The organism is Pseudomonas sp. SBB6, assembly GCF_024213215.1.
GTDB classification, from domain to species: Bacteria; Pseudomonadota; Gammaproteobacteria; order Pseudomonadales; family Pseudomonadaceae; genus Aquipseudomonas; species Aquipseudomonas donghuensis.
On record NZ_JANAVH010000005.1, the window covers coordinates 332,933 to 350,823 of the forward strand.

A 17,891-nucleotide genomic window follows, 5' to 3' on the forward strand; every position below is an offset into this window, starting at 1 on the left:
CTAGGCTGAATCTCTCAACCGGAGAGCAGCCATGTCCGCAGAACGGGTTGTGCATTTAGAGCAGGCGCTTGTGGCCATCCTGGCTGCAGCTGAGCAGAAGGGGCTCGATGCTGATGAGCTTCGAAGGCAAGCCACTGGCGGCCTGATCGGCAACGTCTCCTGGCGCTGGGTAACAGCTGAGTACGTGCCCGGTGCTATCGATGAGATTGAAAGCGCAGTCCGGATGCTCAGGCGGCTGTGATGCTGATAATCAGTTGGAGTACAAATGTACTCCTTGTCCGCTTCAGCCTTCGACAGCGGCCTGTAGCTCGATGAGAGCTTTGTTTCGTGCTGCCGAGCCGTCAACCGACAGTCCAAGAACCCGCACGAACTCATGCACTGAAGACCGAAGCCCGGCCAGCTGGGCGCGCAGCCGCTCAACCTCGCCAGCATCGGCGTGGGTGTAGAGCGGTACCAGGATAGAGCCTGAATGGCGATGCCTTTCAATGCCTTCGGCTCCGGCGCGGAGAGCCTTCTTTTGACCGTGAACATCAGTGACGAGATATGCCACCGGCTTGCCCTGGTGCTCTTGCGACGACAGCAGAGATTCAAGTTTCTGGTCGATACAGGTCAAGCACACATATCCGCCCATCTCATCCACTCGCAACGGCGTGTGCTTGCGAGTGCCGCAGCCAGCGCAATTGGTTGCTTGCTTTGAGCTGTAGGTGAATTGCTCGCCCTGGGGCTGGGCGGCTGCATTACAGGACCAGCACAGGCGCTGTGCCCCTTCGCACTCCTTGCAGTCGAGTTCGTCAACCCTGGCGGCTGCCTGGAGGTCAGCGAGAGTTACATCAGGTGCTTTGCACTGAGCGGCGTCAATTGCGGCCATTGCCAGGTCGCGGTCACTCATGCCGGGAACGACCTTGAGGCGGGTGATGCAGGCAGTGGCAGCTTCAACCTGCTGCTCGGTCCAGATACTGCGCTCAACCAGCATGTAGCCTTCGGGCACGCTGACCATCTGTTCGGTGTTGCTGGATCGGTTTTCTGTGGGCATGGGGATACCTCGCTTATGATTTGACCGATAGACTAACGACTTACCTCTGAGGGCTGTTTCTATGGGAAGGTTGTTGGCTGTCTTGGGGATAGTCCTTTCGCTGGTGTACTTAGGATTTGTGTGGTGGCTGACTGGGGATCGGATCGCCGACCTCAAGGGGATGGACTTAAACGAAGTTGGGGATTTCTTGGCAGGGGCTTTTGGTCCTCTTGCAATTCTTTGGCTTGTACTTGGATTCTTCCAACAAGGCATCGAATTAAGGCAAGGTACGGCCGCTCTCAATTTTCAAGGGGAAGAGCTCAGGAACTCGGTCGAGCAGCAGCGAAAGTTAGCTTCGATTTCTCTGCAGGCACTAGAGTTGGAACACAAGGAAAGGCAAGAGCAGAATGTAAGATATCGACAAAGCCTCCGTCCGATTCTGCACCTAACTGGAATCAATCTTGAGTTTCTAGATAGCAGGTGGGTCGCGACATGCAGGCTTTTTAACGATGGTGCTCAAATCTATAGTTTGAACTTTGCGCTCATAAAGGGTGGTAATCAGCACTATTTCCATGTCGTTCGTACTCTGGATCGAGGGGAAAGTGTTGATGCTAAATGCATGTGGCATATCGACTCCCCGGGTGAAGATGTTGCCATAGTTGTGTTTTACACAGAGCGTGATACGGTTAAAGGTTTTTGCAGGTTTGTTATGGACTGCGACCCTGAGCCGGGAAGTATTTCGTTTATGCGAGACGATAGCGTTACGACTTAGATTGGATAAATGTTCTTTACCTTTTAATCTCCGCAGAAGCACTCAATAGCTTCATGTGTCTCGCTGAACAGGTCGAACTGAATCTCCGCGTAATCCATCATCTGCTGATAGCTGGGGCGGTCCTTTCGGAAGCGGGCGCCGTCCCCGGCGAACGGGCCGGTTGATTCGGTCGACCGCTCTTGGCGCGCCCACCAGTCACCGCGGCTGCGGTCACTGGCAATGATCGAGTAGACCTGGTTCAGCGGCTTTAAGAAGCACAGGTCACAGTTGCCCTCCAGTGTCCGGCCGTTGACGGTGGACAGCATCAGGTCAAATGGCTGGGCTGCCCAGAAGTCCGTCACGTCCTGCACGCCCGCGCCGGCATCCGCCAGGGGCATGATCATCGTGGCGTGCTTGCTCTCGCTGGTGCTACCCCGGTTCCGGATCTTCACGACCCTGCGTGGTTCGTCGGCGCGGATGCCGGTCATCATGTCGACCGGCTCCTCCTCGGTGGATAGGCCCAGGGTGCGCAGGTACTTGTGAATGATCCGAATCTTCAGGTCTACAGTGCAGAACCTGGTCACCGGGTTCGGCAGATACTTGCGCTTGCGGATGACCGCCTCGAACGGCTCGCCGTTGCGGCTGCAGGTGTCGAAATCCACCACGGCGAAGCCTTGCTCATCGTCGCGATACTCCAGCCAGGTGATCGGCACCGCCCAGCGCTCGGCGCACTTGCGGACGAATTCCAAGGTGGCGGGATGTTCCTTGCCGGTGTTGGCGAACAGCACCAGCAGATCGCTCAAGTCCTCGTTGTGGTCGAGCACCTGGCGCAGCATGTAGGCGCTGGTGCGGCCGCCTGAAAAGCTCAGGACGGTCTTGCCGCGCAGGCGGTAAGGTGACATTTGGCGTCCTCAGTCGAACAGGTGCTCTCGGCGCCCGGTTTCGTGGTAGTGCAGGTCCTGAATGGCCTGTTGCTGGTCGATGGTGAACATCGGGTTGCAGGTGGTGCAGTGTCCGGCGATCTTGATGGCTTGGAAGGAAAGCGTGATCGATGGATAGTCCCGGCGGCAGGATGGGCACTGAACTGCATCGACTCCGCAGCAGCTGATGGCGACATCTTCGTCGTCATGCACGGTCTTGCAGACTGGACACTCGTAAAGTTCCTCTATCCCAGGGCGGCAGCACTCGAGCGCGCCATCCTCGCAATCATGGATCTCTCGACAGGAGCAGCACCTGTAGAGAGCTTTGACCTGAATTTTCATGGATGCCTCCAGGCAGGCGCCGCCCTCGCCAGGGTGGCGTATTCAAAAAAGAGAGTGGGGCCGCTAGTCAGCAGCCACCGACTAGTGTTTTATGTGCTGGCAATCTAATGCCCAGGAGAAAAGCAGATGACGGATACCATAGATCACAAGTCAGGCCGAACGATCGACGCCGACGTTGTAGCGGCAGGCGCCGGTACCGCCACGCTGATAACTCTGGCGATTCAGAACAAAGAAGCAATTGCAGCAGCGGGCTCTGCCGTGATTGGAGTGGCTGTTGCCAACCCGAAGATCACAGCGTCTGTCGCTGCGGCCGCGACCGTGGGCTATGGAATTTACCGACTCACTCAGCCCGGTACCAAAATCGAGTTTGGCAAGTTCAAGTACGAGCGGAAGTAATTGAGGAGTTGAACTGACCTGTGGCGCTGGCGGGCAGCGCTGAGTGGTCTTTGCGACGCGGGCCGAGGTTTGCTATAAATCCCGGCCACTTCAACGGAATGAGCTCATGTCTCTGAAATCCCTCCTCTTTATTTCCCTCGTAGCAGCCTCTGCAGCCATTTCGGCTGGCTGCAAAGAAGACGCCGTCGACACCGCCGCCTACGAGCCGACGACCGAACACTGTCAGCCTGACTACCTGAAAACGCTCCCAGACAATAAGGCTCGCGAAGACTTGGTCGAGAAGTGCATGACTGGTGGCTCGTACAAGAAATCAGAGCCGAAGACCTGGTAATACCCGTTCTTTGTCAGAAAGCGCTGCCTTCTCGGGCAGCGTTTTCGTTTGCGGGGCAGGGTATTGGTGGGCAGCGCAGGAGGGCATAAATATCTAAAAAAGCTTTTTTCGGTCATACCTTCCGCGGTATGAAGAGGTTCCGGCACTGGGCCGGTTCTAGGAGGTCAAAATGGCAAATCGAAGAAATGTCGTGCACAAGGCTGGTGAGTACAAAGTCTACGAAGTCGTCGAAACTTTCATGAACAACAAAACGAACGTTCAGGGTTATAACGTGGTTGGTCCAAAGTCGGATCCGACCTGGCTTCACACCCTCGAGGCGGCGATTAAAGAGGCTGACACATTGTCCGCACAGCGATAAAAGAACTGTGATGTACCTCAGGTCGGCGTGATCACCTCATCGCCTGGATTCTGCTGAATCATCAGCATGCTCTTGCGGCTGAACTCCAGCGCCACAGATTGCGAGATCTCGTATTTGTGGCGCGGTGGAGTAAGTAGGGGAAGCGCTCCGCCCGGGCCAAGCCCATGCAGGTGATGAATCATCAGCGTCATCGCCTCGCCCTGTTCCTCAATCCCGCCCCAGGCCATCAGCTCCAGCAGGGCCTGCTTAGTCCCTGGTCGAACCTTCAAGCGTAGATCTTCTTCCTGCACCTTCGCGGACTTCTCGCGCCTGCGCCGGTCGCGCTCGGCCTGGTCCATCGCCATACACCACCTCCTTCTATCCGCTAGGCGGCAAGTGAGCTTGTGCCCGGCGCTGGTGGCGCTGCAGGGCCATTCGTTTGATTTTCATGGGTGAGCTCCATATCGGTGTCGTGCCAGCCTGCAAGCCACCACCCGCCGTCGACGGTCATGTTTCCGTAGGGCTGGGAGAGGCGGCACTTTCCGTCTTGGCGGCAGGCCCGGCCCTGGTAGTAGGCCGTGGGGTAGATGAGGCGGAACCGTCGAGCCTTCATTGCTACGCACCAGCCAGGTGATGCAGTGGAGCGAAGGGGATGTCGTCGTCGAAGCTGTCGTAGTCGGGGCCCGGGGCGCCTTGCTGGTTCTGCGGCTGGGCCTGCGGGCGGCTCTGCTGGCGCTGCTGCTGGGGCCGAGCCTGTTGCTGCTGGCTCCCTTGCTGCACCTGCTGCGGCGGGCTGCCGGCGAACTTGATGATGATCACGCGGCCGGTGAGCTTCACTCCCTGGGAGTGGTCGGCCTTTGTGTAGGTCTCGACGTGGGCGTCGTCGATGGTGAAGTGCAGCTGCTGGCCCTTGAGCAGGTAGGGTGCCATGGCTTCGGCCTGTTTGCCCCAGAGCGTGGCGTCGACCCACTGAGTGGGGCGCTTGCCATCTTGGCCTTTGCGGCCATATTCGCAGGCCAGGGCCAGGTTGCAGACGGCATTCCCGTCAGGCGTGTAGCGCAGTTCAGCGTCGCGGCCCAGGCGGCCGATATCGGTAAGAGTAGGCATCGTGATTCCTTGGTTATGCGGCCAGGCCGAGCACCTTGTGCATGCGCTCGTCGAGGATTTCGTAGAAGGTCTTTACCCGTTCGGTGAGCTTGCGGATCATGGCTTCGTCGCGGTACACGCGCTTGACGAAGAGCGGCATGCCCGGCCAGTAGCTGATGAAGTCCAGCCACTCGCGCTCGGATACCCACAGGCCGCCCTGGCACTGGGCGACGTGCTCCTTTGGAACATCGCCGGCCAAGATCACGCCAACCTGAAACTTTGGCAGCTTGGTCTTGATCTCGGTGAGGCCATCGTCGCCGACCAGGGCGTCAGGCGAGTAGCCGATGCCGTGGTTCAGGATGATCCCGACTGAGCGAGTCTTGAGGCTTTCGCGGTCCTCGTAGAGCCCGCGCGCGACACCCTCAAGCTCGTGGCCCCGGATTGTTGCCTTTGTCTGGAAAGGGATCTCGGCTGCCTCTTCAGTGATGCGCTCGCCGATCAGCTGGTCCATGTAGGTGAAGGCGGCCACACCAAAGCCTGCTTCGCCCTTACCGCTGACCAGCAGGCAATCCAGCTCCGAGCAGGTGATGATGCCCAGGCGCAGGGCCAGCCACTCCGGCGTGCCTTGCTCGATGTCAGTGACTATCCGCATTTGCAGCCTCCGAGGCCTTGATGGCCTTGTTCAACTGAGCTACCAGGCGATCATGTGCCCCCTTCGGCACAACCTCGGCAGAGCCGTATTCGCCGATGAACCAGTCGCGCGTTTTTTCCGTGCAGCGCTCCAGCAGCGCATTGATTCCTGCCGCCTGGATGGTGGTCACATTGGCCGTTGGCACGGCCGCATGGCCGTCATCGTCCTCACCGCGAGTGGTGAGGTTGAGTAGAGCGCTCATGACATAGCGTTTGCCGTAGCTGACCGACGAACCGACCGCCTGGACTGCGTTCTTGCTGCCACTGGTGTCGAGGGGCAGCAACATAGAGGTACTCTCGCGATGCCCGGCCCGATGCATCAGGATCCCGGTGACGCTCATGCCGCCCGGCGTGTTCTCGACTTTGAAGGTGATGGCGAAGCCGTGGGTTTGCATGATCGGCTTGATCACGTCGTTGATGTCTTCGAAGGTGGCATAGTCGCTGCGCTTCTGCCCGTTCACAACGATGGCGCCGCGCTCCGCAATACTGGGGATGTCGCTTTGCATTGCGGCCATGGCCGCGTTGAACTGTGTTTCGGCGTCCCGGGCCTGCATGCGTTCATGCATCACCATCAGGCGCTCAAACTTGTCCATATCGCAGGACGGGTCGGACGCTACGCGGCTGATGACAGCCAGGATGCTGCTGTCGGCAGGTGCTGCAGCGGCAACCTGGCGGCGCTGCTCCGGCACGATGATTGGACTGGTCATAGTGGGGCCTCAGAAGTTGATGGTGATGTTCGGGACTTCGCCGCGGGCGATCTTGAGCACAATGGCCTTGGCCAGTTCCTCGGTGATGTTCATCGACATCAAGGCCTCTTTTGCGGCGCCCATGACCTTGGATTTGTGGGCCTTGTCGGCTTCCCGGGCCTGCTGCTGACGGAGGATCTCGGCGGCGGCTGCATCGGCGCGGCGGCGCTCGTCCAGGCGGGCTTGCTCGGCAGCCTCTTCGGCCCGCCGGGCGGCGGCCTGGCGCTCTTGCTCGGCGCGCTGCTCTGTGGCGACCCGATCGGCTTCGGCCTGGGCCCTGGCACGTTCCGCTTGCTCGGCCTTCAGCTTCAGCTCCAATTCGCGGCGGTCGGCGGCGGCCTTGGCTTCAAGTTCACGGCGCTGGGTGGCTTCGCGCTCGGCCTGGGCCTTCTGCTCGGCTTCGACCCGGGTGCGTTCGGCGGCTTCCCGCGCGATGCGTTCTTCGCGCTCTTTCTGCTCGCGGGCTTCAGCTTCGGCACGCAGGCGGGCCAGTTCGGCCTGCTCGGCTTCGTACTTCTGGCGGGAGGCAAGGGCGGCGCGCAACACCTTCAGCGAATCGTCCTTGGCCCGGGCAGCTTCGGCTTCGAACTCTTCCCACTGCTCGCCCAGGGCGACGGCCTCAACCTTGGCGATGCGATCGGCCAGGTCTTCGGCAGTGATTCCTTCCAGCGCTTCGGCGTGGAGCTTCAGGTGGGCGATGGCGTTGTTGTGCCCGTCTACCCGAGCATCCTCGGCGGCCTGCCACTCGTTCAGCGGCTGGCGCACCTGGTCGCGCAAAGCGTCTGACTCTTTCACGAACTCGCGCAGCTCTGCCTCAATAACCTTTGGCAGTTCTTTGATCTTGCGGAGATAGTCACGCCCCGGCTTCTCGACAGCTGCCTTTCGCTTGCTCACTGTCGCTGCCAGGCTAGCAATGCGTTCTCGACCCTTGCGTGTGGTGAGGTCTGGAACCTCGCCGCAGACCTCATCCTTGATCATTTGCAGAAACGGCTTGAGGCCGTTCTGGACATAGACGACTGGGGCGGTTTCTTCGCTGATGTGGTCGATGGTGATCAGCTGCTTTTGTGCGGACATACGAATCTCCCGCGCCATCCCTGCGGTGGGCGCTGATGAAGGGGTTACTGAGTGATGGCGCCGGCCAGCGAGCTGGCGAGCATGAAGGCGGTGCAGGCGAGAAGGGTGATGGCAGAGCCGCGCCAGAAGGCGACGCGCTTGGCGCGCTGGTAGCAGGTCACGCCTTCACCTCATAGGCGACCGTCCACTCACCGCACAGGCAAGCGCGGCCGCTCCAGGCGTGCACGTTCGGGATTCCAGCGTCATGGGCCAATGAGAGGGCGCCGAGCCACTTGGGATGCGTGAACGCCAGGATCATGCGGTCACTCGGCAGTTCTTCGATCTGCTCATCGATGAGCGATTTAACCGGTGCAGTGCTCATGCAACCTCCTTGCGCCGCTCGGCAACCCGGCGAACGCGCTCGCAGTAGTGTTTGAACTCGTCGGAATCGAGAGCGCCGGCGGTGAAGTGATTCACGATCAGCGACTCGAGCCGCTTATCTGCGCGGAGCGTGTAGCGCTGCTCCAGCTGCGCTATTGCTTCACCGATGAGAACGTGCGGGCTCATAGCGCAGCATCCTCTGCATCCGCCTCGACCCCGGCCTGCGCATACTGCTCAAGGATCGCCTCGGCGATTTCGTAGAGCTTGCCGCGGCGGTGGTCGCTCTGGCCGACGACTTCCCCGACCATGCTCTTCACGGCGCCGCCTGTTTCCGCTTGAAGCAGGAGGAGGGCCAGGGCGTTGAGGTCGTCTTGCTCGGCCTCCTGCAATGCCCTGAGGTGCTCGGCGACCTTGGCAACGAACTGGTCTTGGCGGATGCCCACCGGTGAGCCAAAGCGTTGGCGGACCAGAACGTCAGCGCCACCAATCAACTGCTCGGCCTTGTCTTCAATCCATGCCTGGATCGTTTCTTGATGCGCTGAATCGTCTTCAGGCTCGGCGTTGTCGTAGAGCCACTGGGCTTTGCGTAGTGCTGACATGGTCGACTCCAAGTTGGCGGTGATTCGATCGCATTGGCCAGATGCCAGGCGCGGGTGACCAAACCCAGCCTTGAGACTGGCCTGGCACCTGCCGATGCGGTCGATTTGAAGGGAAGGGGATGCAGGCGCCCGGCGCTGCCCGGGATGCGTCGAGTCTGGCCAGCTGATGCCCTCGGACTCGCCTGCGGTGCCGGTTACTTGTCCGGCGCTGATGTCACCAGCAGATCCTGTGGGCTATACCCGCTGCGGGGCGCTGACAAAGCGCGCGCTCCGTGACCGATATTCTCTCGTCGGTCAAAGCGTCTGACTCTGTAGCGGCCAGGTAGGCTGTCGCGCGGCGACGGTGCGTTAAGGCTTCATGGGCGAATCCTCCGTTGCTCGCTCACTGGAAAGGCAGTGGCCACCTATCGAAGCTGCATTGGAATGTCGGTCCACACCATTTTTTGCAATCGACGTCCGGGTATTCGCCACAATCCGATTGCTCTGGAGATGCTTTTTTCATGACCCGCCGACATTCCGATGCAGCCTCTTTCGAGGGATCGGGCAGTTAGCGTCAGGCTGACGTGGCGCTGGTTGATCAGATAACCGCGGTCAGGATCTTGCTGCCGTCAGGCTTGGTTGTAGTCATGTGCATAACTGAGCCCAAACTGCCGGGGAGAGGGAGGCCGTTGCGGATGGTGTTCGCCGACTTGCTGAAGCGTGCGTCGAACTGATCGTCGCCATCAGGCAAGTGGGTGGTCACGGTCAGGCTGGTGGCATCCTCGCCGTTGGGGCCGCCGTCTTCATGGCCAATGGCAAAGCTCGCGATCATGGCGATACCGTTATCCCTCGCGATCTGAATCACTTGCCGCATCAGTGGGCTGATCTGCTCGTCGTAGATCTCTTCTTTGTTCATGGGCGGTGCTCCGTTTGATTTCCCGTCTGGCCCTGTCGCCAAGGCCAGCCAGTGAAATCTGTTCTCCATTCCATTCCATGCGCAGCGCCGCGGTTTCCCCACCTGGCCGGGTCACACATTTCGTGTTCGGTGTTCTTCCCGGCTGGCTTGCATGGTTTGGCGTCCTCCCTTACGGAGGCCGGCAGCTATCCAGAGGCTGCTTGGGCGGCGGTTTAGCTTCTTCCGACCCAGGTAATGGCCTGGGTACGTCGCGGTGGTCACGTCTGGCTGTTAAAGAGCGGCGGCCGGTTGAGGGCCTCCGCAGTCCCTGTTGGGTGACTGCGATGGAGCAAACATTACCAATGGCATTATTTATGTGTCAATACCATTGGTAATATTATTTCGTGAAGACGAAGAAATCCCGCTCAGTGGCGAGTTACAGGAGGGAGGTTTTCAGGCGCCAAGCCGGCGCGCGGGCATGAAAAAGCCCGCCGAAGCGGGCTTGATCAGTTCTTGGGGGCTGCGGCGGGAGGTGCCGATATCGCCGGCGGAGCGCTAGCGGCAGCCGAACTATCGGCTTTCCCAGTCTGATAAAAGGTCAGGCTCAATGCTGTGATTGCGATCCCGACGGTAACGGCCGTGACCATTGCTCCCCAGATATTCAGCTTAAGGCTACCAAGCCGACCGAGATCGCGGCGAACGTCTGCAATCGAATCATCTAGGCGGCGATCACGTTCAGCCTGAGCAGCGAGGAAGCCATCAATTTTGGACGAAATCGCCTCAACACGAGCATCCATCTTGACCTCGATGGTCTCGAGCCTGGCGTTGAATTCTTCGCGCGTTATGTCGTTCATGACAGCAGTATCGGCTTTATCCCTAAGATTGTCATTACGGCTGGAGATCATTTGGGCAGTCAGTAGCCGGTCTAAGTTCCTCGCCCATGCCTCAGGCAGCCCATCATTCGGGTGCTCATTGCTCGGCATGATCCGCCTCCAGCTGGAAAATCTCCCGGAGCAAATCGATCTGCTCATTGATAGAGTTTCTGGCCTCAAGCAGAACGGGGTCTGGGGCGTTAGGCATACTCTCAATGGCGGTGGTCAATCGCATTACCGTCTCAAGATTGATGATGGCAAGCCTACTCAACCTAGATACCTGAAGGTTAAGTTTAATTTCGTCGCTTTTGTCCATAAGTGCGCTCCATTGAACCGGTCAGATCTGTGCCTTACAGCAAAACCGAATACCAGAACACCTTGCCCAGTACGCTGATCCCGCTCTCGGCCAGCTGCTGCGCGGTGTACTCCTCATCGGGGTGCTCGTCTTGGTTGAAACTGCGGAAGCGCAGGCCGCCGCCAGGGATCCGGTACAGCGTCTTCACGCGCAGCTCGCCGCCGTGGTCGACCGCATACATTTTCCCGTCTTTAACCGCGGTTGAGCCCTTATCCACTCCAACAGTGCTGCCGTCTGGAAGGACCGGCTCCATGCTGTTGCCGCGTACGGTAACGCACACGGCCTGATCGAACTGGACGCCCTGGTTGCGCAGGGTCAGCTTCCCGAATCTTAGCTTACGGGTGCTGGACTTCTCGATCACCGTCCGGCCCGATCCGGCCGACAGCTCTACTTCCTTGAGGAACGGCACATACACCTCATCATCATCCAGCGGCGTGTCGTCGTCCCATATGGAAATCGGGCCGAGCATTGTGGCGTTCGCCCGAGGCGCTGAATCAACAGGCCCTGTAATCACCGTAATTGAAGCGGCAGCTGCTATCCCTTCGATCTCGTCGGCCAGCCTCTCGCTGAACTCACGAACGGGAACCTTGAGGATTCGCGAAAACGCTGCCGCAACGTGAGCGTTTAACGGGTTAATCCCATTTAAGTAGTGGCTCACGGAGCTCTGATTCATTTCCAGCTGGTGAGCCAGCTTCTCCTGAGTCAGGCCTAGGTCCTTTTTCTTGGCGTTGAAGATTGCCTTCAGCCGAAGGCACTCATCTTTTCGGGCGTCGGGGAGCGGGCGTTTTTTCATGTGGCGAATCGTATTCCCAGCGGTAATACACGACAAACGCCGCCGGTATTGAAATATAAAAATGCCATAGGTAATATCTTCTCAAGAGAAACCCATGGAGACCCCCATGAGCCGAGTACATATCACGCAGTTCGCCAGCCAGCGTGGACAAGCAGAGGCCGCTGCGCTTCTGGGGATGACCCAGGGCGCCTTGAGCAAAGCCATCCGAGTAGGTCGGGTTGTTTTTGTCACCGAAAACTCAGACGGAACCTTCAGTGCTGAAGAGATCCGCCCGTTCCCGTGCCAAGTGGTTCTCAAGAAGTCAGCCGCTTAACCCATTACCTCAACAAGGAGCTGTCCCCGCATGTACGCCAACCCTAAGCACCTGCATGACCGCGAGATCAAGGTCCGGGTCGATGAGGACACGTTTGAACTGATCCAGGCGCTGGCGAAGTTCCATCGCACCCAGCGGGCAGTGCTCTGCCGCGAACTGCTGGAGGCTCAGCTGGCCGCCCTGGCTTCGGAGAATAACGGCGATCAGCACGTGGCCTGAAGGCCCGCAGGAGGCCCCATGCCGAGCGAAGAAATCGGATTGGACCAGGGGCAGATGGAACAGCTGGAGCGAGAAGCGATGCGACGGGGCGTAAGTCCCGAGACGCTCGCCGCTGAGTTGATCCGTCGTGAACTGGCCAACCGAACTAAACCCCGCAGTCCGCGGGGAACCGTTACACCATTTCACCGAAAGGCCTGAACAGGCCCTCATCCGGACACGTAGCAACCAGGGGTACACCTGATGGCCTATGACGACAAAACCCACCGCCACGACCACCAGGTCAAGGTCCGTCTGGATGACGAGGATTTCAACGAGTTGAAGGGGTATGCCCTGGAGCTCAAGGCTCAGCACAGCGTATTGGCCAGGGAAATCATTCTGGCCGCGCTGGCGTTCAAGAAAGAGCACGGGCATCTGCCGCTGATCAACGAGAAGAAGGCCAGGGCCTGAATAGGTCAGGGGAGGGCGAATGCCACCTGCAAATGACGCAGTACCGAAGCAGGACGTAGAGGTTGCGCGCTTCAGGGCGCACGACTTCGAGGACCTTGAGGCCTGGGCCGAAGAGGTAGGGATCAGCACCGACCAACTGGCCGAGCAGATCTTGAAGAAAGCTGCGCAGTTCTTGTCGCAGCGCGTGAAACCCAAGCGCAACAACGTGGTGCCGTTCGCAGCTCCGAGGTAACCGCCTGATCCCTGATTAGGGACCCGGTCACCAGTCCCTCATAAGGGGCGCCAAATCGCAGAGACAAAAAAGCCGGGTTCGCGGCCCAGCTCTCTGCAATACAAAACTCTGTAGGGGAATTATGCATATGCAGACCCAAAGTGTACAGGCCCTCAAGCTGGCCGCGCCACAAAATGCGAACCACGATTTCGTGGCGCGCACAGTCACGATGAGCAGTGTCGAAATTGCCGAGCTTACCGGCAAGCTTCACAAGAACGTGATTCGTGACATTCGCGAGATGCTCGACGCACTGCAGCGGGATGGCTCAGATCTGAGCCATGTCCTGGAGGCAAAGGATGGTCGTGGTTATACCGCTGAATTCCACCTTGATCGCGAGCTCACCGAAACGCTGCTGACTGGCTACAGCATTCCGCTGCGCCGGAAGGTTATTCATCGCCTGCATGAGTTGGAGCAGGCCACCACTCCACGTCTGCTTGCAACATTGCCAGACTTCTCCAGCCCGGCTGCCGCCGCACGAGCCTGGGCTGAGCAGTACGAACTGCAGCAGGCCGCCAACCAGGCCCTGGCCATTGCTGCGCCAAAGGTTGAGTTCGTCGACCGCTATGTCGAAGCCACAGGCCTGAAGGGCTTTCGCCAGACCGCCAAGCTGCTGCGGGCTAACGAGGCCCGCTTCCGTGAGTTCCTGCTCGACAAGAAGATCATGTACCGCATGGGCGGGGAGTGGCAGGCGTACCAGCAGCACATTGACGCCGGCCGGTTCGATATCAAGACCGGCACCACCGATGGCGGTCATGCATTCAACCAAACCAAATTTACCCCGAAGGGCGTCACCTGGGTGGCCGGCCTGTGGGCTCAGTACAACCTGGGCGAGATCTGACATGCAATTTACCGTGACGATCAACCAGGCGAAGGCTCTTGAGTGGGGTTTGAACTCCCAGCAAGCGCTGCTGTTCGCGTTCGTCTACGGCTGCCCGAGCTGGGCAAAAGCGTTGAAGACTGATGACGGGATCTTCTTTGCACTGAGCAAGGCCAAGATCGTGGAAGAGTTGCCTTTGCTGACCGACAAGCCCGACACGGCCTATCGGATGCTTAAGGCCTTGGAAGAAGCCGGTTTGATCGAGCTTTCCAGCACTTCGAACATCACCCTTTTCCGCCTGACCGACAAGGCAGCTGAGTGGAACAAGAAGCAGGATGGGTCGGAAAAATATCCGACCCCACCACAAACCAAGGGTCGGAAAAAAATCCGATCTACCTCGGAAAAATCTCCGAGCAAGGTCGGAAAAAAATCCGTGCCAGGGTCGGAAAAATCTCCGACAAATCAGGATACCAGTAATCAGGATACCAATCAGGGTACCAGTCACAGCTTGCAGGACGGCTCGGACAAGCCGAACCAGTCCCGCGGCTTGGTGCTGGTTGTTGATCGCACCGATGCCCCCCGGGTTGAGATCCCGGCCGACATGCCGGGCCCCAAAGACCAGGCCTGCAAAACCTTTAAGGTCTGGGCGAACTACGCCATGGCCTACCGCAAGCGCTACAGCACCTGGCCGGTGTGGAACGCCAAGGTCGGTGGCCAGCTCGGCCAACTGGTAGACCGCCTCGGTGCTGACGTCGCCCACCACGTCGCCGCCCACTACCTGAAAACCAGCGACGCGGCGGTTCTGCGCAAGTGCCACAGCCTCAACGAACTGCTGGTGAATGCTGAGAGCTACCACACCCAATGGATGACCGGTCAGCGCGTCAACGGGACCACCGCGCGCCAGATGGAGCGCACTGAGGCGAACCTGTCCGCAGCTGAACAGGCGGCTCAACTGGTTCTGGCCAAGCGCCAGGCAGGGGAGCGCAATGAGTACCTGTGAGATGAACGATGCCCAGGTTGCCGGGCTGGCTGCTGCCATTTGCGCTACGGCAGAAGCCATGGGGCAGGAAATGAACCCAGGCACTGCCGCGATGATGGCTGAGGACCTCTGCGCTTACCCAGTAGCTACCGTCCGCGCCGCCCTGAAGGCCTGTCGGCTGGAAGTGAAGGGCAAGCTCGCCATGGCCGACATCCTGCAGCGAGTGCAGGCCGCTGACGGTCGCCCTGGCAAGGATGAGGCGTGGTCCATTGCCCTGACCGCCAGCGATGAAAGCGAGACCGTGGTGATGACTGCCGAGATTCAGCAGGCCATGGCTGCGGCGCAACCGGTGCTTGCGCTGGGCGATAAGGTCGGTGCCCGGATGGCGTTCATGAGCGCCTACGAACGGATGGTTGCCGGGGCGCGGGCTGAAGCGAAACCAGCTGCCTGGAGTGTTTCCCTCGGATTCGATCCGGTTCGTCGAGTGACATCCATCGAATCGGCTGTGCGCATGCAACTGATCACCCAAGAGTCGGGCGCCAAGTACTTGGCCGATCTGCGCATCACCCCTGTTACCGCCGACGGCCAAGCCATTGCCGGGCTGCTCACCGGCAGTACCGTCCAGGCATCCCCGAAGCTGCGCGAGAAGCTCGCTGAAGTCCGCTCAATCGTTGAGGCCGCTAAGGCCCGACAGGACCGTGAAAAGCGCAAGAAGGCGCAGACCGATCGGGTCAATACGTATTTGCGCAAGCGTAAGGCTCGCGAGGCAATCGCCGCAGCGCAATCGAAGGAACGATTCTGATGAATATCGACAAATCAAAGCTGCAGCCCCTGCTGTGGGCAGTGGTAGGCGCCTGGAGGGCTGGCGACCAGGATCTGCATTTGCGCACTGATGCGCTGGATGGATTCCTTGGGGGGCACACCGTGGAGGAGGTAGCCCTCCAGCTGCTGGCAGAGCTGAGTCTTGCCCGCGAAGCGCACGACGCCTACGCCGCTGACAAGAAGAGGCTGGCATTTGCGCTAAATGATGCCAGGGCAGAGGCTGCGGCGCTGCGCAAGGATGCCGAGCGGTATCGCGGTGTGCGCCGCGTAGCAAATCGCCAGGGATTCACCGACGCGCAGTTCGACCAGCAGACCGATACCCGGGTTGAGAGCTTTGATGCGGTCATGGCCAAGGAGGCATCCCATGGCTGATCTCATGCTCCGCACCGAGCAAGACCGTGCTCGCCTGATCGGATACCTCACCGGCCTGGACCTGGCCAAGCCGCGACGCTTGACCATCGTCGAGGTGCGGAACAAGCGCAGCGATGCCCAGAACCGTCTGCTGTGGATGTGGAATGGCCTAATCCAGGAGCACCTGCGCGATTCCTACGGCCAGGCAGCAAGCAGCGAAGAGTGGCACGAGATCCTGGTCGCCAAACTGTGGCCGGCCGAGGTCCACCCGGTGGAGTTGCCCGACGGCACCCGGTACCGCGTTGGCCGTGCCAAGACCCGCAAGTTCAGCACCCAGCAGATGACCCAATACCTGGAGCTGCTGGACGCCTACTGCGCGGAGAGCCTGCAGTTGCTCCTACCGCATCCAGAGGACCTGATGATGGCGATCTACGGCGAGCGCCGCGGGAGGGCTGCATGACACGAACTGCCCTCAAGGAAGTGAAGCAGAAGACCTGCAAGGCCTGCGGCGAGAAGTTCCGGCCATCGTTGTCGACGCAGAAGGCCTGCAGCGTGAAGTGTGCCCTGGCCCTGGCGCCGGCGAATCACGACAAAGCCCGAAAGGCCATCGACCAGCGCAAGCGCCGCGAGATCAAAGTCCGCAAGGAGAAGCTCAAGAGCCGCAGCGACTACATGCGCGAGGCCCAGGCGGAGTTCAACACCTACATCCGCCTGCGCGACCAGCACCTACCGTGCATCAGCTGCGACTCGCTGCCCAGCGACCACGACCTGATCACCGGCAGCCGCTGGGACGCCGGCCATTATCGATCCGTAGGGGCGTGCCCGGAGCTGCGCTTCGAGCCGCTCAACGTGCATCGCCAGTGCGTGAAGTGCAATCGCAACCTGTCCGGTAACGCGGTCGAGTACCGCATCCGGCTGGTTCAGCGCATTGGAGCCGACCGGGTGGCTTGGCTGGAAGGGCCGCATCAGGCCTGCAAGTACACCATCGAAGACCTGAAGGCCATCAAGGCCGAGTACCGGGCAAAGATCAAACAGCTGAAGGAGGCTGCATGAACCAGGTAGTGATGATCACCGGGCCTGCGAGTACAGCCGAACGCGGCTGGCTGAAGCCGATGTTCCCGATCAGGGGCAAGGCTCACCACTTCGCGCGCATCAAGGGCTTCGGCGCCATTACCAGCCAAGGGCGGGCCTACTACTGGGAATCGCTCTGTGGGATCGATGCGGTTAGCACGGAGAAGGTGCCGATGTTTGAGGCTGGAAACTGGACCCGCTGCAAGCGATGCGAACACCAACTAAATCGGAGGGCTGCAGCATGACCCCAGCATGGGCGTTTTTCATTCTGGCCGCGATGCTTGTGGCATCCGGCGCCGTGCTTACCTGGGGTGCCGCAGTCGCCCGCAAGCGCAGCTACGAGGAGTTTCTGTTGAGAAAGGCCAAGCGGAGGGGCGGCCCATGCAACTGAACAGCGCACGCCAAGCATGGCATGACTGCCTGTACACGGCCTGGGACAGCCAAGGCGCGTTCATTGAGCAACTGGGCCTGCTGGGCGCCATGGTGCAGACCACTGACAAGCAGCGCAGCGCGAGCCATGCAGTGCACCAGGCGCTGGCTGGACAGGTGCAAGCCGCTATCGGCCGACTTCATGACCAGGTGCGAACCTTCGGCAATTTCATGTACGCGCCGCACTGCAGTGATGATGATCGTGAGTCGGCCGAGGAAACGGTTTTCAGTCTGGCAGTGAGTCGGTCACCACGCATGACTGCTGCCAAGCGTGAGCGGTGCATGTACGTCGCCAAGGGTGTCATGTTCCGGTACCGCCGCATGCACCAGGGCGGGCAGTCTTCCTGTGAAGACCCATTCGCAAGCCCTGAGTGGTTCAAGAAATGGATCGATGATGTCTACGGCGTGAGTCTTCCATCGTGCGCATGGGCCAGGGATTGGGAGCCTTTCGTGGATATCTGCTTCGAGGTGTGCGAGGACATCGACAAGAAGGCGCTGTCTCCGATCGGGGCGGTTTTGTACGAAATGAAGGAGGCCGCTTGAGGGCCTATTGCGTTCCCGCACGCGTAGTGGCATGATTTCGCCATTGTTATAGTTTTGCCTTTGGCAAAAATCCCGAAGAACCCGGCCCTTG

31 protein-coding genes are annotated in these 17,891 nt (G+C 59.7%); 16 read left to right on the top strand and 15 right to left on the bottom strand.

All coding sequences use genetic code 11. The annotated features are described in order from the left end of the window. Nucleotides 1–31 precede the first annotated feature (31 nt). Complete coding sequence (locus NLX68_RS13075; protein ID WP_159388547.1) at nucleotides 32–241, top strand: hypothetical protein; 210 nt, start codon at nucleotides 32–34, stop codon at nucleotides 239–241. Nucleotides 242–283: 42 nt separating this feature from the next. Here the strand turns inward: NLX68_RS13075 and NLX68_RS13080 are convergent, their stop codons facing one another. Then, nucleotides 284–1,033: a hypothetical protein gene (locus NLX68_RS13080; protein WP_254284335.1), complete on the bottom strand. Its 750-nt coding sequence runs from the start codon at nucleotides 1,031–1,033 to the stop codon at nucleotides 284–286. 61 nt (nucleotides 1,034–1,094) lie between these two features. Here NLX68_RS13080 and NLX68_RS13085 point away from each other — a divergent pair, with 61 nt between their 5' ends. Continuing rightward, nucleotides 1,095–1,784: a hypothetical protein gene (locus NLX68_RS13085; RefSeq protein ID WP_254284336.1), complete on the top strand. Its 690-nt coding sequence runs from the start codon at nucleotides 1,095–1,097 to the stop codon at nucleotides 1,782–1,784. A 23-nt stretch (nucleotides 1,785–1,807) separates the two neighbouring features. On the opposite strand, the gene NLX68_RS13090 is transcribed toward NLX68_RS13085, so the two are convergent. Further along, the gene (locus NLX68_RS13090) at nucleotides 1,808–2,665 is read right to left on the bottom strand and encodes a phosphoadenosine phosphosulfate reductase family protein (RefSeq protein ID WP_254284337.1); all 858 of its coding nucleotides are present in this window, start codon (nucleotides 2,663–2,665) and stop codon (nucleotides 1,808–1,810) included. 9 nt (nucleotides 2,666–2,674) lie between these two features. Continuing rightward, nucleotides 2,675–3,025 (bottom strand): hypothetical protein, encoded by a 351-nt coding sequence (locus NLX68_RS13095; protein WP_254284338.1) that lies wholly within the window; start codon nucleotides 3,023–3,025, stop codon nucleotides 2,675–2,677. Nucleotides 3,026–3,151: 126 nt separating this feature from the next. Here NLX68_RS13095 and NLX68_RS13100 point away from each other — a divergent pair, with 126 nt between their 5' ends. Next, the gene (locus tag NLX68_RS13100; RefSeq protein ID WP_038995135.1) at nucleotides 3,152–3,421 is read left to right on the top strand and encodes a hypothetical protein; all 270 of its coding nucleotides are present in this window, start codon (nucleotides 3,152–3,154) and stop codon (nucleotides 3,419–3,421) included. Between the two features lie 106 nt (nucleotides 3,422–3,527). Continuing rightward, on the top strand, nucleotides 3,528–3,752 hold the full coding sequence (trbK, locus tag NLX68_RS13105) for an entry exclusion lipoprotein TrbK (RefSeq protein WP_038995136.1): 225 nt from the start codon (nucleotides 3,528–3,530) through the stop codon (nucleotides 3,750–3,752). A gap of 375 nt (nucleotides 3,753–4,127) precedes the next feature. Here the strand turns inward: trbK and NLX68_RS13110 are convergent, their stop codons facing one another. From NLX68_RS13110 to NLX68_RS13165, 12 genes are all read right to left on the bottom strand, one after another. Next, nucleotides 4,128–4,454 carry a hypothetical protein gene (locus NLX68_RS13110; RefSeq protein ID WP_254284339.1) on the bottom strand — a complete coding sequence of 109 codons (327 nt, stop codon included), beginning with the start codon at nucleotides 4,452–4,454 and terminating at the stop codon, nucleotides 4,128–4,130. Nucleotides 4,455–4,704: 250 nt separating this feature from the next. Beyond that, complete coding sequence (locus NLX68_RS13115) at nucleotides 4,705–5,196, bottom strand: single-stranded DNA-binding protein (protein WP_254284340.1); 492 nt, start codon at nucleotides 5,194–5,196, stop codon at nucleotides 4,705–4,707. A 13-nt stretch (nucleotides 5,197–5,209) separates the two neighbouring features. Continuing rightward, on the bottom strand, nucleotides 5,210–5,827 hold the full coding sequence (locus tag NLX68_RS13120) for a lambda exonuclease family protein (protein WP_254284341.1): 618 nt from the start codon (nucleotides 5,825–5,827) through the stop codon (nucleotides 5,210–5,212). After that, nucleotides 5,811–6,572 (bottom strand): ERF family protein, encoded by a 762-nt coding sequence (locus tag NLX68_RS13125; RefSeq protein WP_254284342.1) that lies wholly within the window; start codon nucleotides 6,570–6,572, stop codon nucleotides 5,811–5,813. The genes NLX68_RS13120 and NLX68_RS13125 overlap by 17 nt, the downstream gene beginning before the upstream one ends. A gap of 9 nt (nucleotides 6,573–6,581) precedes the next feature. Further along, a complete protein-coding gene (locus NLX68_RS13130) occupies nucleotides 6,582–7,685 on the bottom strand; it encodes a hypothetical protein (protein WP_254284343.1) in 1,104 nt (367 codons plus the stop codon). A 157-nt stretch (nucleotides 7,686–7,842) separates the two neighbouring features. Beyond that, nucleotides 7,843–8,046: a hypothetical protein gene (locus NLX68_RS13135; protein WP_045194498.1), complete on the bottom strand. Its 204-nt coding sequence runs from the start codon at nucleotides 8,044–8,046 to the stop codon at nucleotides 7,843–7,845. Continuing rightward, entirely contained in the window at nucleotides 8,043–8,231 is a 189-nt protein-coding gene (locus NLX68_RS13140; protein WP_254284344.1) for a hypothetical protein, read from the bottom strand. Before NLX68_RS13140 ends, NLX68_RS13135 begins: the two co-directional genes overlap by 4 nt. After that, the gene (locus NLX68_RS13145; RefSeq protein WP_254284345.1) at nucleotides 8,228–8,644 is read right to left on the bottom strand and encodes a hypothetical protein; all 417 of its coding nucleotides are present in this window, start codon (nucleotides 8,642–8,644) and stop codon (nucleotides 8,228–8,230) included. The genes NLX68_RS13140 and NLX68_RS13145 overlap by 4 nt, the downstream gene beginning before the upstream one ends. A 577-nt stretch (nucleotides 8,645–9,221) precedes the next feature. Next, on the bottom strand, nucleotides 9,222–9,539 hold the full coding sequence (locus tag NLX68_RS13150) for a hypothetical protein (RefSeq protein ID WP_254284346.1): 318 nt from the start codon (nucleotides 9,537–9,539) through the stop codon (nucleotides 9,222–9,224). A gap of 485 nt (nucleotides 9,540–10,024) precedes the next feature. Then, nucleotides 10,025–10,501 (bottom strand): hypothetical protein, encoded by a 477-nt coding sequence (locus NLX68_RS13155; protein WP_254284347.1) that lies wholly within the window; start codon nucleotides 10,499–10,501, stop codon nucleotides 10,025–10,027. Continuing rightward, on the bottom strand, nucleotides 10,488–10,706 hold the full coding sequence (locus tag NLX68_RS13160) for a hypothetical protein (RefSeq protein ID WP_254284348.1): 219 nt from the start codon (nucleotides 10,704–10,706) through the stop codon (nucleotides 10,488–10,490). Before NLX68_RS13160 ends, NLX68_RS13155 begins: the two co-directional genes overlap by 14 nt. A gap of 34 nt (nucleotides 10,707–10,740) precedes the next feature. Then, nucleotides 10,741–11,538, bottom strand: a complete 798-nt coding sequence (locus NLX68_RS13165; RefSeq protein WP_254284349.1) for a helix-turn-helix transcriptional regulator — start codon at nucleotides 11,536–11,538, stop codon at nucleotides 10,741–10,743. 106 nt (nucleotides 11,539–11,644) lie between these two features. Here NLX68_RS13165 and NLX68_RS13170 point away from each other — a divergent pair, with 106 nt between their 5' ends. From NLX68_RS13170 to NLX68_RS13225, 12 genes are all read left to right on the top strand, one after another. Next, a complete protein-coding gene (locus NLX68_RS13170) occupies nucleotides 11,645–11,851 on the top strand; it encodes a Cro/CI family transcriptional regulator (protein ID WP_254284350.1) in 207 nt (68 codons plus the stop codon). A gap of 30 nt (nucleotides 11,852–11,881) precedes the next feature. Beyond that, nucleotides 11,882–12,070 carry a hypothetical protein gene (locus NLX68_RS13175; RefSeq protein WP_254284351.1) on the top strand — a complete coding sequence of 63 codons (189 nt, stop codon included), beginning with the start codon at nucleotides 11,882–11,884 and terminating at the stop codon, nucleotides 12,068–12,070. A 240-nt stretch (nucleotides 12,071–12,310) separates the two neighbouring features. After that, complete coding sequence (locus tag NLX68_RS13180; protein WP_159388571.1) at nucleotides 12,311–12,517, top strand: hypothetical protein; 207 nt, start codon at nucleotides 12,311–12,313, stop codon at nucleotides 12,515–12,517. 19 nt (nucleotides 12,518–12,536) lie between these two features. Continuing rightward, nucleotides 12,537–12,749, top strand: a complete 213-nt coding sequence (locus NLX68_RS13185) for a hypothetical protein (RefSeq protein ID WP_254284352.1) — start codon at nucleotides 12,537–12,539, stop codon at nucleotides 12,747–12,749. A 121-nt stretch (nucleotides 12,750–12,870) separates the two neighbouring features. After that, nucleotides 12,871–13,626: a phage antirepressor KilAC domain-containing protein gene (locus NLX68_RS13190; protein WP_254284353.1), complete on the top strand. Its 756-nt coding sequence runs from the start codon at nucleotides 12,871–12,873 to the stop codon at nucleotides 13,624–13,626. 1 nt (nucleotide 13,627) lies between these two features. Then, nucleotides 13,628–14,605, top strand: coding sequence for a phage replication protein (locus tag NLX68_RS13195; protein ID WP_254284354.1), 978 nt, complete (start codon nucleotides 13,628–13,630; stop codon nucleotides 14,603–14,605). Next, nucleotides 14,592–15,386 carry a hypothetical protein gene (locus tag NLX68_RS13200; protein ID WP_254284355.1) on the top strand — a complete coding sequence of 265 codons (795 nt, stop codon included), beginning with the start codon at nucleotides 14,592–14,594 and terminating at the stop codon, nucleotides 15,384–15,386. Before NLX68_RS13195 ends, NLX68_RS13200 begins: the two co-directional genes overlap by 14 nt. Further along, nucleotides 15,386–15,778, top strand: coding sequence for a hypothetical protein (locus NLX68_RS13205; RefSeq protein ID WP_254284356.1), 393 nt, complete (start codon nucleotides 15,386–15,388; stop codon nucleotides 15,776–15,778). Before NLX68_RS13200 ends, NLX68_RS13205 begins: the two co-directional genes overlap by 1 nt. Then, nucleotides 15,771–16,217 carry a recombination protein NinB gene (locus NLX68_RS13210; protein WP_254284357.1) on the top strand — a complete coding sequence of 149 codons (447 nt, stop codon included), beginning with the start codon at nucleotides 15,771–15,773 and terminating at the stop codon, nucleotides 16,215–16,217. The genes NLX68_RS13205 and NLX68_RS13210 overlap by 8 nt, the downstream gene beginning before the upstream one ends. Beyond that, nucleotides 16,214–16,810 carry a recombination protein NinG gene (locus NLX68_RS13215; protein ID WP_254284358.1) on the top strand — a complete coding sequence of 199 codons (597 nt, stop codon included), beginning with the start codon at nucleotides 16,214–16,216 and terminating at the stop codon, nucleotides 16,808–16,810. The genes NLX68_RS13210 and NLX68_RS13215 overlap by 4 nt, the downstream gene beginning before the upstream one ends. Next, nucleotides 16,807–17,073: a hypothetical protein gene (locus NLX68_RS13220; protein ID WP_254284359.1), complete on the top strand. Its 267-nt coding sequence runs from the start codon at nucleotides 16,807–16,809 to the stop codon at nucleotides 17,071–17,073. Before NLX68_RS13215 ends, NLX68_RS13220 begins: the two co-directional genes overlap by 4 nt. Before the next feature lie 136 nt (nucleotides 17,074–17,209). Then, complete coding sequence (locus NLX68_RS13225; RefSeq protein WP_254284360.1) at nucleotides 17,210–17,800, top strand: hypothetical protein; 591 nt, start codon at nucleotides 17,210–17,212, stop codon at nucleotides 17,798–17,800. Nucleotides 17,801–17,891: the final 91 nt, after the last annotated feature.

Excerpts from the sequence above, each read along its gene's own strand:
- NLX68_RS13075 (WP_159388547.1), top strand. The coding sequence starts at position 32 with ATGTCCGCAGAACGGGTTGTGCATTTAGAGCAGGCGCTTGTGGCCATC.
- NLX68_RS13080 (WP_254284335.1), bottom strand. The coding sequence starts at position 1,033 with ATGCCCACAGAAAACCGATCCAGCAACACCGAACAGATGGTCAGCGTG.
- NLX68_RS13085 (WP_254284336.1), top strand. The coding sequence starts at position 1,095 with ATGGGAAGGTTGTTGGCTGTCTTGGGGATAGTCCTTTCGCTGGTGTAC.
- NLX68_RS13090 (WP_254284337.1), bottom strand. The coding sequence starts at position 2,665 with ATGTCACCTTACCGCCTGCGCGGCAAGACCGTCCTGAGCTTTTCAGGC.
- NLX68_RS13095 (WP_254284338.1), bottom strand. The coding sequence starts at position 3,025 with ATGAAAATTCAGGTCAAAGCTCTCTACAGGTGCTGCTCCTGTCGAGAG.
- NLX68_RS13100 (WP_038995135.1), top strand. The coding sequence starts at position 3,152 with ATGACGGATACCATAGATCACAAGTCAGGCCGAACGATCGACGCCGAC.
- trbK (WP_038995136.1), top strand. The coding sequence starts at position 3,528 with ATGTCTCTGAAATCCCTCCTCTTTATTTCCCTCGTAGCAGCCTCTGCA.
- NLX68_RS13110 (WP_254284339.1), bottom strand. The coding sequence starts at position 4,454 with ATGGCGATGGACCAGGCCGAGCGCGACCGGCGCAGGCGCGAGAAGTCC.
- NLX68_RS13115 (WP_254284340.1), bottom strand. The coding sequence starts at position 5,196 with ATGCCTACTCTTACCGATATCGGCCGCCTGGGCCGCGACGCTGAACTG.
- NLX68_RS13120 (WP_254284341.1), bottom strand. The coding sequence starts at position 5,827 with ATGCGGATAGTCACTGACATCGAGCAAGGCACGCCGGAGTGGCTGGCC.
- NLX68_RS13125 (WP_254284342.1), bottom strand. The coding sequence starts at position 6,572 with ATGACCAGTCCAATCATCGTGCCGGAGCAGCGCCGCCAGGTTGCCGCT.
- NLX68_RS13130 (WP_254284343.1), bottom strand. The coding sequence starts at position 7,685 with ATGTCCGCACAAAAGCAGCTGATCACCATCGACCACATCAGCGAAGAA.
- NLX68_RS13135 (WP_045194498.1), bottom strand. The coding sequence starts at position 8,046 with ATGAGCACTGCACCGGTTAAATCGCTCATCGATGAGCAGATCGAAGAA.
- NLX68_RS13140 (WP_254284344.1), bottom strand. The coding sequence starts at position 8,231 with ATGAGCCCGCACGTTCTCATCGGTGAAGCAATAGCGCAGCTGGAGCAG.
- NLX68_RS13145 (WP_254284345.1), bottom strand. The coding sequence starts at position 8,644 with ATGTCAGCACTACGCAAAGCCCAGTGGCTCTACGACAACGCCGAGCCT.
- NLX68_RS13150 (WP_254284346.1), bottom strand. The coding sequence starts at position 9,539 with ATGAACAAAGAAGAGATCTACGACGAGCAGATCAGCCCACTGATGCGG.
- NLX68_RS13155 (WP_254284347.1), bottom strand. The coding sequence starts at position 10,501 with ATGCCGAGCAATGAGCACCCGAATGATGGGCTGCCTGAGGCATGGGCG.
- NLX68_RS13160 (WP_254284348.1), bottom strand. The coding sequence starts at position 10,706 with ATGGACAAAAGCGACGAAATTAAACTTAACCTTCAGGTATCTAGGTTG.
- NLX68_RS13165 (WP_254284349.1), bottom strand. The coding sequence starts at position 11,538 with ATGAAAAAACGCCCGCTCCCCGACGCCCGAAAAGATGAGTGCCTTCGG.
- NLX68_RS13170 (WP_254284350.1), top strand. The coding sequence starts at position 11,645 with ATGAGCCGAGTACATATCACGCAGTTCGCCAGCCAGCGTGGACAAGCA.
- NLX68_RS13175 (WP_254284351.1), top strand. The coding sequence starts at position 11,882 with ATGTACGCCAACCCTAAGCACCTGCATGACCGCGAGATCAAGGTCCGG.
- NLX68_RS13180 (WP_159388571.1), top strand. The coding sequence starts at position 12,311 with ATGGCCTATGACGACAAAACCCACCGCCACGACCACCAGGTCAAGGTC.
- NLX68_RS13185 (WP_254284352.1), top strand. The coding sequence starts at position 12,537 with ATGCCACCTGCAAATGACGCAGTACCGAAGCAGGACGTAGAGGTTGCG.
- NLX68_RS13190 (WP_254284353.1), top strand. The coding sequence starts at position 12,871 with ATGCATATGCAGACCCAAAGTGTACAGGCCCTCAAGCTGGCCGCGCCA.
- NLX68_RS13195 (WP_254284354.1), top strand. The coding sequence starts at position 13,628 with ATGCAATTTACCGTGACGATCAACCAGGCGAAGGCTCTTGAGTGGGGT.
- NLX68_RS13200 (WP_254284355.1), top strand. The coding sequence starts at position 14,592 with ATGAGTACCTGTGAGATGAACGATGCCCAGGTTGCCGGGCTGGCTGCT.
- NLX68_RS13205 (WP_254284356.1), top strand. The coding sequence starts at position 15,386 with ATGAATATCGACAAATCAAAGCTGCAGCCCCTGCTGTGGGCAGTGGTA.
- NLX68_RS13210 (WP_254284357.1), top strand. The coding sequence starts at position 15,771 with ATGGCTGATCTCATGCTCCGCACCGAGCAAGACCGTGCTCGCCTGATC.
- NLX68_RS13215 (WP_254284358.1), top strand. The coding sequence starts at position 16,214 with ATGACACGAACTGCCCTCAAGGAAGTGAAGCAGAAGACCTGCAAGGCC.
- NLX68_RS13220 (WP_254284359.1), top strand. The coding sequence starts at position 16,807 with ATGAACCAGGTAGTGATGATCACCGGGCCTGCGAGTACAGCCGAACGC.
- NLX68_RS13225 (WP_254284360.1), top strand. The coding sequence starts at position 17,210 with ATGCAACTGAACAGCGCACGCCAAGCATGGCATGACTGCCTGTACACG.